Genomic DNA, 14463 nt, shown 5'->3' with positions numbered 1-14463 from the left:
CACGTCAGGGCCTCACCAGTCCGCCGACCCACCAGTCGTGGGGCTGTCCGTCGTTGGCGATGCCGCGGTGGCGCAGTGTCCCTTCGACGGTGAAGCCGAGCTTCTCGGCGACGGCGCGCGAGCCGGTGTTCCCGGTCATGGCCCACCACTCGATGCGGTGGACGTCGAGCGTGGCCCACCCCCAGTCGCACAGCGCCCGCGCGGCCTCGACCGAACAGCCCTGGCCACGCTGCGCCTTGACCGCCCAGTAGCCCAGTTCGTAGACGCCCTGGCTCACCTTGGTGAGGCAGTAGGAGCCGACGAGCGCCGCGCTGTCCTTGCGGAACGCTCCGAGGATGTAGTCCTTGTCGGTGGCCCAGGCCTCGGGCCACTCCTCGCACACCCTCTTCTCGGCGTCCTGCCGCCTGAAGGGCACGGGGACCGGCGTGTAGAACTGGATGTCCTCGTCCTGGCAGGCGTCGTACACCGCGTCCACGTCGCCCGGCTCGAAGGGCCGCAGGACCAATCGCTCGGTCTCGAGAGTCACCGGATCCACCGCGTCAGTATGAGCGCGGCCCGTTGCCGGGGACCAGTGAATATCGACAGCGGACCGCGCCGCCGCGCGTCGTCCGCGGGTGCCGGAGTGGCGCGGCCCGCCTGGTGTCGAGGAGACGTTCCGCGCCTGGCAGTGTGGTCGCGGGCGGCGATCGCGACACGGGGAAGAAGGAGCGTGGCCGGTGTGGCCCGCAATCGCCCGGCACCGGCCCCGCGCGTCACTCCTCATCGCGCAGCCGGGCCGCCAAGGAGACCAGCGACTCCGTCTCCTCGCTGTGGTGGCCCAGGGCGGTGAGGTGGGCGATCGCCGCGTCCAGGCGGGTGAGGGCGGGGGCGGGGCGTTCCAGGTAGAGGCCTTCCACGGCTCCCGCGAGGCGGACGCACTCGGCCCACTCGCCGACACGGTCGTCTCCCCGCCCCGGCTCGCCGAGCAGGGCGAGAGCCTTCTCCAGAGCCGCCAGCGCGTCCTCGTACGCGCCGGCGTAGGCGTTCACCCGCCCGTGTTCGTAGGCCAAGGCCGTGTCCAGGGAACGGCCGTGGGCCTCGTACTCGGCGGCGCGGGCCTCGTCGGCGATCCGGCCGGCGTCGGCGAGAACGGCGAGGGCGTCGGGCAGACCGTCCGCACCCTGCTGCTGCGCCTGGAGGCGGGCGAGCTCGCGCAGGGAGTTGCTGAGGTGCTCGTAGCGCGGGGCCCGGGCGTGGGCGGCGAGTGCCTGGTCGGCGGCCTCGCGGGCCCGGCCGAACTCGCCGGACTCGGCGAGGAGTACGGCCGTCTCCGCGGCGATCATGGCGTGGCTGCCCGGGTCGTCGTCCCAGCCGGCCGACTCGGCGGCGAGGGCGACGAACTCCGCCGTGGCGGCCTTGAGGTCCTCCCCCGCGTGCAGCGCGCGGGCGCGGGTCAGACGCAGCTGGGCGACGAGCCGGTCGTCCAGCTCTCCGGCGGCGACGTCCGGTTCGGCCAGCAGGGAGTCGAGCAAGGCGATGCAGTCCTCGACGCGGCCCAGGTCGAGGCTGAGCTGAGCGGCGTTGCTGTACGTGCAGTACGCGTCGGTACGGCTGCCGCCGCGCAGGTCCAGCTCCGCCGAGCGCGTCAGGTGCCGCAGTGCCTCGTCGGGGCGGCCCAGGCGCATGCAGGCCTCGGCCAGGTCACCGTGGAGGCGGGTGGCGCCGACCGCCTCGGCCGGCCAGTCGGCGGCCAGTCGCAGCCCCTCGGCCAGGTCGCGGTACGCGGCCTCGGCGTCCTGGAGGACGAGCTGGAGCCGCCCGCGCAGTCCGAGCGTGCGGGGCAGGTGCCAGGCGGGGCCGTGCGCCTCGAGTCGTTCGAGGAGGGCGTCGGCCTCGTCGACCGCGGCGGGCAGGTCGCCGGAGATGGCGTACGTTGTGGCCCGCAGCAGCTGGGCGCCGGAGAACTGTCCGGCGATGTCGTGCCGGGTGGCGAACGCGCGCAGCAGGTCGGCCTCGGCGAAGACCGGTGCGACGTGCTCCTCACTGCGCGTCGTCTGCAGACGAAGGGCGAGCGCGGTCGCCCGCAGCCGCAGCAGCCGGGCCTCCTGGTGCGGGGTGAGGTGGGGCGTCTCCTCGTGCAGGCGGACCATGGACGCGTGGGCGGCGGTCAGTGCGGCGGCCTTGGCCTCGGGTCCGTCGGCGCCCTCGGCGGGGATCTCGGCCGTGGCGAGCAGGACGCAGGCACGGGCGAGCGCCGCGTCACCCGGCGCGCCGGCGTCGTCGTACAGGCCCGCGGCTTCCTCGTGGAGGGCGGCGGCGTCGGCGAACTCGTCCTTCTCGCCCGCCCTGTCCGCCTCGTCGGCCAGCAGGTCCGCGCGCAGCCGTGCGAGCGGGCCCACGGCCGGGTCGTCGGGGTGGGTGTAGTCGCGGGCGGCGACGAGCGTGCGCAGCCGCGCCCAGCAGGCCGCTGCGTCCGGGTGCCCCTGCTCGTCCAGCGCCCGCGTGGTGAGGATGAGTTCGGGCAGCGCGTCGGGGATGTCGGCGGCCGTGCGGGCGGCGGGCGCGGCGACCGGGGCGGCCGGGGCCACGTCGTCGAGGCTGCGGGTGCGCAGGGTCAGCCCGAGTGTGTCCAGGAGCGGGGTGCGGTCGAGGCGGGCCCGGCGGCGGTCGGTGTGGGCCGTGGTGCCGTTGCGGGCGTCGAAGCGGGCGGCGAGGTCGCCGGCGCGGTCCCGCACCTCCGCGCGCAGGCCGGTGACGGTCCAGGTGCGGCCCGCGTACCCGGCGGCGGGCAGGTCGCCGTGGCCGAGGAGCTCGACGCGCTGGAGGAGGACCTCCACACCGGTGAGGAAGTCGAGCTGGTCCAGAGGCGAGTCGACCTCGTCGAACAGGCTGCGGTTCTCGGCGAGCAGTTCCAGGCCGCGGGCCTCGTTGCCGGTCAGTGCGCAGAACTCCAGGTGCCGGCCGACCTCCCCGGACATCGAGGGGTTGCGGCGGCAGCCGCGGTAGCCGGCGAGGTGCAGTTCACGGGCCCGGTCGGCGCTGCCGGTGCGCAGCAGGGGGAGCAGCACGTACGACAGGGAGCGGGCCGGCTCCTCCTGGCAGGACTCCTTGCCGGCCAGGACGGGCTCCCAGGCGCGCAGCGCCCGCTCGTCGTCGCCCGCCCTGAGGTGGTGGAGGGCACGCTCGCAGATCTCGCAGGCCTCGCAGTCGCTGAGCCGGGTGCGGGTGCGGCCCGCCCACAGCTCGTAGGCGAGGGTGGTGTCCTCGCCCACGTGTGCGGCGAGCTGGTGCGCCTGCCCGTAGTAGGGGTGCAGGCCGAGGCCGGCCTTCTCGTAGCGGTCGCGCATCTCCGTCAGCCACTGGCGCAGGCTGGCCAGTGGTATCTCGGGCAGGGCGCGCAGGGCGTTGGACACCCACTTGAACCGCCAGAACAGCATGTGGCGCAGGCGGTCGTCGAAGACGTCGGGCTGCTCGTCGAAGAGGGTGAGCAGGCGGGCGAAGACGACGGGCGACTTCCGGGGCTCGGAGCCGTAGGTGTACGCCTCCTGGAGTTCGAGGAGCGCGTGGACGAGCGGGACGGGCTCCGCGAACTGCTCGGCGGTGTCGACGAGCTCCTCGGCGGTGACGGTGCGGGTGCGGCCGTAGGGGCGCCGGCCGTTCTCCTGGAGCGCCTGGTACAGCTCGTCGGTGGTCTGGGGTGCGGTCGTCGGCATCGTCAGCTGTCCTTGCGGAGGGCGTGGGCGAGAAGGTCGAGGAAGGAGCGGTTGATGAGGCTCGACTCGGCGGGCCTGAGCGGGCGCCGGGACAGCATCGCGGCCTGCCCGTAGAGAGCTTCGGCGCTGGTGCGGGCCAGCTCGGGCTCGTCGATCGACACGGCCGTGCGGACCAGCGGGTTGAGCTGGTTGAGGATGAGCTGGGCCCGCGGTGCCTCCTGGCGCAGCGCGCCGAGGATGTCACCCCACAGGCCGCCCTCCTGCTCACGGGCGAGCTGGGAGCGGGTGCGCTCGTGCCGGGCCTCGCGGCTGTCGATGAGCAGGGCGGGCGCGGAGACGGGCTGGAAGGTACGCAGGGCGACGTCGCAGTCGAAGACGGCGAGGGCGTCGCGGGCCTGGGCGAGGTAGGCCGCCGCGGCGAGTTCGGTCTCCCGGTCGACGGGGTCGAGGTGGGCGGTGAGGGTCGCCGGGTCGAGGTCGGCGACGGTGGCCTCGGGCCTGATCTCGGGCAGCCGGTGGACCAGTTCACGGTCGTAGGTGTAGCCGCCGTTGACGACGCCGAGGCCGGCGGCCGAGGCGATCGCCGCGACCTGCCGGAACTCCTCCACGCTGGATGTCACGAGCACCGTGCGGTGGGTGCGTGCGAACTCGTCGAGGGTGGTGTGCCCGTCGGTGGTCTCGAACGGCAGCCAGGGCAGCAGCATCCGCAGGATCTCGTCGTCGTGCACCGCGAGCGACTTCACGGCCAGGTGGTGGGCCTGGAGGAAGCGGTGCAGCAGGTCCGGGTCGCTGGCGGCGGCGCGGGCGATCCAGGCGCGCAGCCGCTCGGCGAGGGCTTCGCGGACGGCGGCGAGGGTGTCGTCCTCGTACAGGGACTCACGGGACGCCGTCGGGCGCAGGCTCTCGGCGTCGACGACGCAGCGGACGAAGAACGCCCAGTCGGGCAGGATCTCCTCGGCCTGCTCGGAGAGCAGCATGCCCTTGACGTGCACGCGGTGGCCGTGACGGCGCCCGGCCGGCACCGTCTCGGGCAGCACACATGCGATGCCCTTCAGGCCCACGGCCGGCAGGTCCAGTTCGATGGTGTCCAGCGGCTTGAAGCCGAAGACCTCCTCGCCGTACGCGGCCAGTGCGCGGGAACGGGCCCCGGGTGTGGGGTATGTACGCGCCCAGGGGGCGGGCTCGGAGTTGACGGACGCGCCCGGACCGCCTGTGCCACCTGTGCCGCCCGTGCCGTCGTCGAAGGTCACCGGGTGGCGCAGCAGGGAGCCGAAGTGGCGGGCCAGCGCGTGCACCTGGGCCGGGCGGGTCCACTCCCCCGCGTCGGCGCGCGGCGTCAGCGTGACGGTGGTGCCGGGCCGTGGGCGGGCGGTGGCGGGCAGGGTGCGGACGGTGTAGCTGCCGTCGCCGCGGCCCCGCCACTCCACCGCGGGTGCGTCGGGGGTACGGGCGGAGCGGCTGAGGACGTGGATCTCGTCCGCGACGAGGAAGCAGGAGAGCAGTCCGATGCCGAACTGCCCGATGAAGTCGCCGCGTTGTTCGGCGATCCTCTCCGCGCGCTTGCTGCTGCGGCCGATGGTGGCGAGGAAGCTGTGCACGTCTGCCTCGGTGAGACCGACGCCGTCGTCCTCGACGCGCACCACCGAGCCGTCGGCGTACAGACGGACGCCGAAGGCGTCGGCGGGGGCGGCCGGTTCGAGGGAGTGCCGGGCGGTGAGCGCGTCCACCGCGTTCTGCATCAGTTCGCGCAGGTAGACGCGGGGGCTGGAGTAGAGGTGGTGGGAGAGGAGATCGACGAGGCCGCGCAGGTCCACCTGGAAGGTGCGGTCGGCGCCGGGCGGGGTGTGGGCGGTGTCGGGAAGAGTCATGGGGCAGTCCGGGGTGGGAGGGGTGGCGGGGTGGCAGGTGGGGCGCGGGGGGGCGGGAGGCGAGCGCGTGCTCGGACGCGGGCGGTGAGGCGGGGCGCCGGGGCGATGCGGGCTCAGGCGCGACGTGCACGGGCGCGGGTGGCGGCCGAGCGCTTCGACACGCGGGTGCACGCGCGGGCCCGTGCGCCTCGTTGACCGAGCGGGCGCTCGCTTCGGTGCTCAGGCGCGGCGGTGCGCGCGGGCGAACTGCTTCTCGGGCTCGGCGAAGTACGTCCAGGGCCACTCGGTGTAGGCGCCGTCCAGTGTCCGGAAGACGCGCCGGACCGTGTGGCGCTCACCGGCCAGGGACAGGGCCATGGCGAACATGTTGAAGTCGTTCTGCCAGCCCGGGCGCCACACGTAGGCGGGGTGGAGGATGCTGTGGTCGGCCGCCTCGCGCAACTGCGCCTGGATCTCGGGGGTGACGAGGTAGTCCCCGCGGTCCGCCTCGACCCACTCCTCGATGTACGCCATGGCGATCACGCAGCCGAGACGGTGGCCGTGCGGGGCGCGGGCGAACGCGTCCTGGGCGAACGCCAGGGCCTGCCCCGGCTCGCCGCCCCAGCGGGGCTGGAGCTGCGACAGCCACCCGAGGTGGGTGTCGAGATCCAGCGGGTCGCGGCGCAGGGCGGCGTCGCGGCGGGTCTCGTTCACGGCGCGGCCCAGTGACATGCCGCGGCCGGAGGTGAGGAGGTGGCACCAGGGCGTGACCCATTCCGGCCGCAACTCGGCGGCTTCCAGCAACTGCTCCTCGGCGATCTCGAGCCGCTCGTGGAAGACCCGCCACTGCTCCTGCGTGACGTTCACGGCCAGCTCGGCGGTGCGCGCCTCCCAGCCCCAGGTGATGTGACGCGCCCCGGATATCAGCAGGGCCGTCGCCCGGTGCTCCTTGTCCTCCTCGACGGCCCGGCCTATCCAGTCCTGCACGCCGTCCAACCCGGCTAGCTCACCCAGGACTCGGTGGTCGCGGCCGAGATCGAAGGGGACCAGCGCCGCCTTGACCGCCTCCCAGTCGCCCGCGTCGGCCGCCTCGATCAGCGCGAGCACCCGCGCGTCCCCGAGCGCGCGCAGCGTGTACATCCCGTTCTTCTGCCTGCGCGGCGCAGGAAGGACATGCGGATCCGGCGCCGGTCTCTCCGCACCCCTGCCGAACAGCTTGCCGAACATGCCGCGCCCTCCCCTGGTCCCGCGTGATCTTCCGGTGCAGCATAAGCGGACCCACCGACATGGTCTCCACCGGGTTTTCACCGTCACTTCACGAGGCCGGACGGCCCCCCACGGCGGGCCGACCTGCGCATGAGTCGGGGATGGCGCAGGTCAGCCCTCGGGGACGCGCAGCGCCAGGAGGGCCACGTCGTCGTCGTTGCCGGAGGGCCGGACACGGCGCAGGAGCTCGTCGGTGAACGAGGCGAGGGGCCGGTGCGCGAGGGCGGCGGCGTGCTGGCGCAGTCGGTCGAGGCCCTCGTCGAGGGTGCGGCGGGGCGCTTCGATGAGGCCGTCCGTGTACAGCACCAGGGTGGAGCCGGGCGGGAGCAGAGCGGTCGCGTCAGGGCGTCGGGTGCCCGTCTGGGTGCCCAGGAGGATGCCGTGGCCGTCGGTGAGGTAGCGGGCCAGACCGTCCCGGCTGATCAGCAGCGGCGGCGGATGGCCGGCGTTGGTCCAGGACAGTTTCCAGTGCCCGTCGTCGGCCGGTTCGACCCGGGCGAAGATCGTCGTGGCCATGTCGACGTCGGTGATGTGCTGAATCGCCTGGTCGAGCCGTTCGACGATCCGGCTGGGGGGTTCGTGCTGGGACCAGGCGTAGGCGCGGAGCATGTTGCGGACCTGCGCCATGCCGGCCGCCGCCTCCAGGTCGTGGCCGACGACGTCTCCGATGGCCAGGGCGGTGGACGCGTCGGCCAGGGCAAAGGCGTCGTACCAGTCACCGCCGACCTGTGACGCGTCGGGTGCGGGCAGGTAGCGGACGGTCATCTCCAGACCCGTGACGCCCGGCATCTGCGGCAGCAGATGGTTCTGCATGGTCTCGGCCACCTTGCGCTGACGCTGGTAGAGGCGGGCGTTGTCCAGGGCGAGACCGGCACGGCGTGCGATGTCCTCGATCAGGGGAAGGTCCACGGGCGTGAAAGCCGCCCGATTCTCGTCGCGGCCCAGGGTCAGCGCTCCGAGGACCGCACGGGTGCTGCGGATGGGCGCGATGGCCGCGGAGTGCATCCCCGTCGCTTCGAACAGGCGGCGCTGCTCGACCGCGATGCCGGAGTCCGGTGGCCCCTGGTAGGTCTGCGGGCCGGCCAGGTTGGAGGCGACGCCGCGCAGGGCCCGGGACAGGGGCATCGGGGATTCCTCGGGAACCGGCGGCATCGGCCCCTGCAGATCCTCGTGGTGCACGAGGGTGTCACCGTCGGCATGGACCACGACGGTACGCCACACCTCGTCACGTTCCGTGATCAGATCGACGATCGCCCAGTCCGCGAGGCGGGGCAGGACCAGGGTCACCAGCCGCCGCAGCGCCTCCTCGACGTCGAGCGTGGAGGTCAGCTGCGCGGTGGTCTCGGCCAGCAGGGCCAGCCGGTGCAGCTCCGACAGCGGCTGGGCCGCCGGCTCCGGTTGCGGCTCGGTGACCTGTGGGTGGTCGGGGGTGTGGAAGACGACGAGCGTGCCGCCGTGCCGGCCGCCGACGTCGTACGGCGTGATCAGCCAGGAGATGCGCAGCAGGGAGCCGTCGGCGCGGGCGAAGTAGTCCTCGTCGGCCTGGGCCGTGCGTCCGGCGTGGAACGCGTGCCGCATGGCGCACTGGGTGCGGGGCAGCGGCTGCCCTTGCGGGCCGCGGTGCAGCAGGTCGTGCGCGTCATGCCCGATCAGGTCTTCGGCGGACCGGCCCAGCAGGTACTCGGCGCGGGCGTTCGCGGCGATGATGCAGCCCTGCTCGTCCACGACGTAGGCGCCGGCGCCGATGGCTTCCAGAGACCCGGCCAGCACGATGGACGCTGTCGGCACGGACGGCCCGTGAACGGTCTCCGTGCGCTCCGGCCCCGTCATCGCGGCCTCCCTGCCGATCGGGCCGGCGTCCCGCTCGCCGGCTTGCCCTGCTTGCTTGCCTTCCCCGTATGCCCATACGAAGGGAAATTCCACGTCGTCACGGTGACGCGCCTCCCCACGCGGCCCGCACGGGCCGCTGACCTGCGGCACCGGGGGCAGAGGGGGCGCTCAGCGGCAGAGCCGGCCGGGACGGCCACTCACGTCAGGTCCAGATCGGTGTGCAGCAGATGGTGGTCCGAGTACGGACTCGGAAGGACACGGTGCTCGAGCGGGACGATGCCGCGCAGGAACACGTAGTCGAACTTGGTCTGCCAGTCGGTGGTCGGCCCGCAGGTCCCGGTGGGCGACGGACGGCACTGCGGGTCCGCATCCGTGGCCAGCGCCCAGATCCCGCCGAGTTCGGGGGCGTCCGGCACGGCGTTCAAGTCGCCGAGAAGGATCGCGCGGTCGTGCCGGGCGAGCTCCGCGGCGAGCACGCGGGTCTGATCGGTGCGGACCGCCTCTTGCCGTCGTTGGGCGAGATGCGTGTTGAAGACCCGGACGGACCGGTCGCCCACGGTGGTGGTGACGGCCATGTACCCACGGTCCTCGGATCCGCCGTCGGGATACTCCACGGCGACCGGGTCCGTCATCGGTGCGGCCGAGAGGATCGCCTGCCCGTAGGCCCCCGGGCTCCACGGCGTGCCGCCGCAGCGGCCCCACTTGCGAAGCACCGTCCCGTACTCGACGTGGTAGACGAGCCCGTGGAGGTTCTCCAGATACTCCCGGATCCTCTCGACGTCACGCACGCACGCTTCCTGGAGACCGACGACCTGGGGCGCGTACGCGGCGATCTCCGCGGCCCGGTGGACATCGCTCACCTCGCAGGGGTTGCAGATGTTCCACGTCATGACCCGGTTCGGTACGACGTCGCGGACGGCGCCGGCGGGCCGTGACCCGGCGAAGAGGGCACCGCTCGGTGCGCTGGGGCCGACGAGCACCATGCAGACCGCCACCATGGCGCCCGCGAGCAACCGCGCACCCGTGCCGCTACCGAGCACCCTCGCCTCCTCACGGTGGATCCACCTGACGTCTGACGTTGTTCTGCACGAGGTTATGGGACGGGCTCGTCGGCGACACAGGTGCGGTGCCATCTCGTGACCGCGACCTTGACGGAGAAGGTGACGCTCCGCGGTCCTGGCGCCTTCGACGGTGAAGGACCAGGCTGAGCGTAGGGTGGCTGAACTGGTGATCGACACGGGCGGTGGCGCATGGAGTGGCAGAAGTTCGCCGAGGACATGGCCGTGCTCGCGCGGACCCTCCTGAAGCAGGACTCGGTGCAGCAGACGCTGGACGAGATCGCGGCGTCGGCCGTGAAGCTGGTGGACGGCTGTGACGCGGCCGGGGTCCTCGCGGTGCGCAAGGGCCGTGCCGTGACGCTGTCCTCGTACGGCGACATGGTCGAGGAATCCGATCGTCTGCAGGGCGAACTGGGCGAGGGGCCGTGCTTCGATCTGGCCCGTCGCGCGGAGAAGGAGCGGGTGTTCCGGATCGCGGACATGAACAGGCCCCAGCCGGACTGGCCGCGGTACGCCGAGGCCGCGCGCGGGCTGGGCATCGGCAGCATGACCGGCGTCCTGCTCTACACCCACGACGAGGACTTCGGGGCGCTGAACCTGTACGCCCGCCGCCCGGGGATCTTCACCGAGGAGAACGCCACCGCCGGCTGGCTGCTGGCCTCGCACGCCGCCGTCGCCCTCGCGGACGCCCGTACCATCGACCAGCTCGAGCACGCCCTGGAGACCCGGCACGCCATCGGCGAGGCCATGGGCATGCTCATGGAACGTCACGGGATGAGCGAGGACGACGCCTTCAACGTCCTGCGCAACATCTCCCAGCATCACAACATCAAGTTGCGCGACGTCGCCCAGCGGATCCGTGACAAGCGCGCCGACGGCCCGGCGTGAACATCGCGGGCGACCGAGGCCCGTCGGGCCGGGCCGAGGCCGGACGGGCCGTGAACCGACGGCTCCTCAGGTCAGGTTCAGCCCGCCGTCGAGCACGACGACCTCGCCGGTGAGATAGGTGCTGGCGATCATCGATGCCACGAGGCCGGCCACGTCGTCGGGCAGGGCGGGGCGATGCATGGGGGCCCGGTCCCGCCACAGTTCGTGGGCCTGTGCCCATTCCTTCGTCATCGGCGTGTCCACCAGCCCCGGCGCCACCGCGTTCACCCGCACCTCGGGCCCGAGCGCGGCCGCGAGCAGCCGGGTCACATGGTTCAGCGCGGCCTTGCTCGCCGCGTAGGGCACCGAGGAGCCCTTGGGCCGGACGCCGGCGTGGCTGGTGATGTTCACGATGCTGCCGCCCGCCGGGGAGCGGCGCAGCGCCGGAAGGGCCGCGGTACACAGCACCCAGGGCGCGATCAGGTTGACCTCCAGCAGTTGCCGCCAGTCCGCCGGTGTCGCCGCAGCGAGGTCGTCATGCGGGATCGGCCGGCTGATGCCCGCGTTGTTCACCAGCACGTCCAGCCGCCCGTACCGGTCGAGAGCCGCCTCGACCAGTCCCCGGGCCTCTTCCTCCTGTGCCAGATCCGCCCGTACGTACGCCCCACCCAGCTCCGCCGCCAGGGCCTCGCCGGCCTCCGCACTGCGCCGCGAGTGCACGACGACGCTCATCCCGTCAGCCGCCAGCCGCCGCGCGACGGCCTCCCCGATCCCCGACGTGGACCCGGTCACCAGGGCTACGGGCCGATCCGCTCGTTCGAACTCCATGTCCGCGGATCTTGCCACGCCTGCCGGGTGGCACGGGCACGGCGCGAGCGATCTCACGGTCCTGATCGTCCGGTCGCAGGTGCAGGTGGAGCCGGTTCTTCACGGTCCCACTCCAAAGCCGTCCGCGAAGTCCAGGCCCGCGTCCGCGCTCGTCCGGAGCGGCATGCTGTCAGCCGGACACGACGCGAAGGGTCGCCGAGGTTGCGCCGGGTCACGACGGCGCCGGGGTGCTCGGCGAGCCACGCCTGCTCGGCGGTGTCGGCGAGGGCGCTGCTCACCGAAGGAGCTCCGGTCGTGCCGTGCTTTCAGGAACGCAGAACACCCGGCTTCACGCAATCGCGTCTGTGGGCACCTCAAGGCCGCGGGCGGTGACCAAGCGGGCCGTTCCGTCGGACAGCCGGTACGACAGTCCGGCCACGGCGGCCTGCCCCGCATCGACCGCCTGGGCCAGGACGCGGGAACGCTCCAGCAGAATGTCGACGGTGTGCCGGATGTGCTCGGCGATGAAGTCGGCGTCCTCGGTGCGCCCGGCAGCGCGGGCGGCCAGCACGCTGGGAGTCACCCGCTCGATCACGTCCCGCACATAGCCACCCGCCGGCGTGCCGTCGTCGACGGCGGAGCGGGTGGCCGCGACCGCGCCGCACGCGTCGTGGCCCAGCACCACGACCAGCGGGGCGCCGAGCACGCTCACCCCGTACTCAATGCTGCCCAGTACCTCCGACCCCGCGACGTGTCCGGCGGTGCGGACCACGAACAGGTCCCCCAGGCCGCGGTCGAAGATGATCTCGGCGGCCAGGCGGGAGTCGGAGCAGCCGAAAAGCACGGCGAACGGGTTCTGGGCCGGGACGACCTCGGTGCGGCGCGCGGCGTCCTGGTTCGGATGCTCCGGCGAACCGGCGACGAACCGCTGGTTGCCGTCCAGCAGCATCTCGAAGGCTTCACGGGGCGTAAGTGTCTGTGCGTCGGCCATGTCAGGCAGACTACGTCCATGTCCGGGCACGGCACAGCGAGGCCTGGCCGTGGACGATGTGGGACTGGGGCAGGACCGAGACCTTCGGCGCGTCCCGGTACCGTGCCGCCACCCTTGCGATTCAGCGTGGGCCGGGCGGTACACGTGTCGGAGAACCGCCCGGCCACCGAGCGGTCTCAGGTGTTCGCCGTGACCTTCACGGGTTCATCGCTGACCGCACTGTGCCGCTCGGCCCAGTTCTCCAGGGCCGTGCGGCAGGCGTGGTCGAGGTGGTGCAGACCCGACAAGTCCAACTCGACCGGGCGGTCCTGGGGCAGCGTCTCCAGGCTGTCGAGGATCTTCGGCAGCCGCAGGAACGTCGCGTTGCCCGTCAGGTGGACCTGGATGGGACCCACGCCCTTGTCGACGATCTCCGTCCTGCTGTGCGAGGTCTCCCAGGCGGTCTTGACGACCGACAGGGCCAGACCGATGAGCACGCCCTCGAACATGTTCACCGCGACGATCGACACGGCCGTGACGACCAGGATCAGCGCCTCACCCTTGTGCGACCGCCACAGCACCACGACCTGACGGAACGGAATCAGCTTCCAGCCCGCGTGCACCAGGATGCCGGCCAGGGCGGGCAGCGGGATCAGCGCCAGGGCCCACGGCATCGCGGCGGCGAACAGCAGCAGCCACACGCCGTGCATCACCCGCGACGCCTTGGTCTTCGCACCCGCGTTGACGTTGGCGGAGCTGCGCACGATCACCGCGGTCATCGGCAGCGCGCCCAGCAGGCCGCACACGGTGTTGCCCGCGCCCTGGGCGATCATCTCCTTGTTGTACTGGGTGCGCGGACCGTCGTGCAGGCGGTCCACGGCCGCCGCGCTGAACAGGGACTCGGCGGAGGCGATCAGCGCGAACGCGATGATGGTGCCCCAGATGGCCGGGCCGGCCAGCTCGCCGAAGGCCTCGGACCCGGGTACCTGGATGACGCCGAGCAGACCCTCCACCTGGACGGTGGCGACGGGCAGGCTGAAGGCGAGCGTGGCGACCGTGGCCAGGACGACCGCAGCGAGGGCGCCGGGCACGGACTGCACGGCCTTCGGCAGTTTCTTCCACAGCACGATGACGGTGACGGTGCCCGCCCCGATGGCGAGGGAGGTCAGGGCCGTGGTGTTGCCGAGGGCGTCGGCGAACGCCCCGGGCAGGCCCGCGATCTTGCCGGTCCCGGACTCCGGTGCCTTCAGGCCCGCCGCCGCGTAGATCTGCCCGGCGATGATCACCAGGCCGATACCGCAGAGCATGCCCTCGACCACCGACACGGATATCGCCCGGAACCAGCGGCCTATCCTGAAGAAGCCCATGGCGAGCTGGAGCAGGCCGGCGAGCAGCACGATCACGCCGAGCGTGGCCACCCCGAACTGGCTGACGGCCTCGAAGACCAGCACGGTGAGGCCGGCGGCGGGTCCGGACACCTGCAGGCTGCTGCCGGGCATGAGCCCGGTGACGAGCCCGCCCACGATGCCGGTGATGAGGCCCAGCTCCGCGGGAACGCCGGAGGCGACCGCCACGCCGACGCACAGCGGCACGGCGACCAGGAAGACGACGATCGAGGCGAGGAAGTCCTGCCTCAGGTGAGGGAACTTGGACAGCATGGTCACCAGCCCCCTCGGAACATCTGGAACGTATCGGAGTAGCGGAGCATTCGAGGGCTGTCGATATGGGGTCGCATGAGTGTGGTGACTCCTCCTGACGCGCAGTGGGGGCGCGTCGGACCGGCATGACAGGGGTGGGGGGAACCGCTCTGCTCCTCAGCAGCGGAAGACCTGAAGCGCCGGTGGTTTGTGCGCGGTCGCGGATCTCGACGCACGGTGATGCGCGGTGGCGGGCGCGGACAGTGCCTGTGCGGCCGTCACGTGCTGCCGCGGCAAGAGCCGCCCTGATCCGCCGAGTGCGGCTGCGCTGCCGCGGAACCTGTCGCGAGCGCGCAGAGGACCGGTCGCATCTCCGGCATGGCCACCTTCGCGACAGGTGGCGACTTCGTTCGGGAGTACGTCGCGAAGTGCCTTGCCGGAGGGCTGGATCTCCAGCTGAGCCTTGGTCTCCGGGCGGCTGACGGCGTG

Annotated in this window: 10 protein-coding genes; 1 reads left to right on the top strand and 9 read right to left on the bottom strand. The window is 72.5% G+C overall.

What is annotated here, in order from left to right:
• Positions 1–4: 4 nt before the first annotated feature.
• The 6 genes from ACIRDU_RS10655 to ACIRDU_RS10630 all read right to left on the bottom strand — a co-directional run bounded on the left by ACIRDU_RS10655 (position 5) and on the right by ACIRDU_RS10630 (position 9633).
• Positions 5–526, bottom strand: a complete 522-nt coding sequence (locus ACIRDU_RS10655; protein ID WP_403576857.1) for a GNAT family N-acetyltransferase — start codon at positions 524–526, stop codon at positions 5–7.
• A gap of 226 nt (positions 527–752) precedes the next feature.
• Positions 753–3692, bottom strand: coding sequence for a hypothetical protein (locus ACIRDU_RS10650; protein ID WP_403576855.1), 2940 nt, complete (start codon positions 3690–3692; stop codon positions 753–755).
• A 2-nt stretch (positions 3693–3694) separates the two neighbouring features.
• Positions 3695–5560: an HSP90 family protein gene (locus ACIRDU_RS10645; RefSeq protein WP_403576853.1), complete on the bottom strand. Its 1866-nt coding sequence runs from the start codon at positions 5558–5560 to the stop codon at positions 3695–3697.
• A 219-nt stretch (positions 5561–5779) separates the two neighbouring features.
• Positions 5780–6766, bottom strand: a complete 987-nt coding sequence (locus ACIRDU_RS10640) for a hypothetical protein (RefSeq protein WP_403576851.1) — start codon at positions 6764–6766, stop codon at positions 5780–5782.
• A 150-nt stretch (positions 6767–6916) separates the two neighbouring features.
• Complete coding sequence (locus ACIRDU_RS10635; protein ID WP_403576849.1) at positions 6917–8635, bottom strand: SpoIIE family protein phosphatase; 1719 nt, start codon at positions 8633–8635, stop codon at positions 6917–6919.
• 197 nt (positions 8636–8832) lie between these two features.
• On the bottom strand, positions 8833–9633 hold the full coding sequence (locus ACIRDU_RS10630; protein WP_403577377.1) for an endonuclease/exonuclease/phosphatase family protein: 801 nt from the start codon (positions 9631–9633) through the stop codon (positions 8833–8835).
• 252 nt (positions 9634–9885) lie between these two features.
• Here ACIRDU_RS10630 and ACIRDU_RS10625 point away from each other — a divergent pair, with 252 nt between their 5' ends.
• A complete protein-coding gene (locus tag ACIRDU_RS10625; RefSeq protein WP_403576847.1) occupies positions 9886–10581 on the top strand; it encodes a GAF and ANTAR domain-containing protein in 696 nt (231 codons plus the stop codon).
• Positions 10582–10647: 66 nt separating this feature from the next.
• Here ACIRDU_RS10625 and ACIRDU_RS10620 read toward each other — a convergent pair whose 3' ends face one another.
• From ACIRDU_RS10620 to ACIRDU_RS10610, 3 genes are all read right to left on the bottom strand, one after another.
• The gene (locus tag ACIRDU_RS10620) at positions 10648–11388 is read right to left on the bottom strand and encodes an SDR family NAD(P)-dependent oxidoreductase (RefSeq protein ID WP_403576845.1); all 741 of its coding nucleotides are present in this window, start codon (positions 11386–11388) and stop codon (positions 10648–10650) included.
• Between the two features lie 328 nt (positions 11389–11716).
• A complete protein-coding gene (locus ACIRDU_RS10615) occupies positions 11717–12358 on the bottom strand; it encodes a carbonic anhydrase (RefSeq protein WP_403576843.1) in 642 nt (213 codons plus the stop codon).
• Between the two features lie 176 nt (positions 12359–12534).
• On the bottom strand, positions 12535–13995 hold the full coding sequence (locus tag ACIRDU_RS10610) for a SulP family inorganic anion transporter (RefSeq protein ID WP_403576841.1): 1461 nt from the start codon (positions 13993–13995) through the stop codon (positions 12535–12537).
• Between the last annotated feature and the right edge of the window lie 468 nt (positions 13996–14463).

The sequence above is a fragment of the Streptomyces sp. NPDC093598 genome, assembly GCF_044764825.1.
In the GTDB taxonomy this organism is placed as follows: Bacteria; Actinomycetota; Actinomycetes; order Streptomycetales; family Streptomycetaceae; genus Streptomyces.
Note: the sequence above shows the minus strand (reverse complement) of the source record. Positions and strands in the feature narration are given on the sequence as shown.